Origin of the sequence: Bacillus sp. SIMBA_074, assembly GCF_046534555.1 — a bacterium.
In the GTDB taxonomy this organism is placed as follows: Bacteria; Bacillota; Bacilli; order Bacillales; family Bacillaceae_G; genus Bacillus_A; species Bacillus_A mycoides.
The window spans coordinates 1-273 of sequence record NZ_JAWRYM010000484.1; the positions used below are offsets into that span (position 1 = coordinate 1).

At 54.2% G+C, this 273-nt stretch carries 1 pseudogene; it reads right to left on the reverse strand.

The annotated features are described in order from the left end of the window. Positions 1–273, reverse strand: a pseudogene (locus SB773_RS31680) (acetaldehyde dehydrogenase); the annotation flags it as partial.

Sequence of the window (273 nt, forward strand, 5' to 3'; positions counted from 1 at the left end):
TCCGCGACAACGCCGAACGGCTGTGCCACTTCCCACACCTTGTTTTCTTCGTCCTTGCCTATGATGCCGACCGTCTTTTGGTCTTTGATCCACGCGTAAACGTCCTGGGAAGCAAACAGGTTTTTCATCCGTTTATCAGGGATGTTACCAAAGCCCGTCTCTTCCACTGCCATTGCGGCCAATCGTTCTGCTGCCTCGACGCCCGCTTTGGACATCGCTGCAATGATCGCATCGATTTGTTCCTGCGTGTAGGAAGCGAGCTTGGCTTGTGCC